Source organism: Paraburkholderia sp. SIMBA_054 (assembly GCF_046534875.1).
Taxonomy (GTDB): domain Bacteria; phylum Pseudomonadota; class Gammaproteobacteria; order Burkholderiales; family Burkholderiaceae; genus Paraburkholderia; species Paraburkholderia hospita.
On sequence record NZ_JAWRXV010000684.1, the window covers coordinates 1 to 276 of the forward strand.

Below are 276 nucleotides of genomic sequence, written 5' to 3' on the forward strand. Positions count from 1 at the left end.
CTTGGGAAATCACGCTGAAAGCAATAATAGGTGCCCAGTCGACGTTTATCTCGCATATTGTAAACAGTCTGTTTCGGGATGAACAAGAAAACCCCGGCACGTCTCCCAATACGCCGGGGCTACGCGCCTCCACGTGCGGCGAACACGATGGGCACGCTGATGAAGTATATCATAGACGCAGCGACTATAGCGTCCATCCATACACAGCGAGGGCTACACCTCCGACGGCACCAATAACCGACCATCCAATCATGCTGATACCCATGAAGCTGTGAT

1 protein-coding gene is annotated in these 276 nt (G+C 52.5%); it reads left to right on the forward strand.

Annotated features, from left to right (window positions below):
• Positions 1 to 275, forward strand: a 275-nt coding sequence (locus tag SB822_RS56845; RefSeq protein ID WP_410859070.1) for a hypothetical protein, incomplete at its 5' end; no start/stop codon positions are given.
• Position 276: the final 1 nt, after the last annotated feature.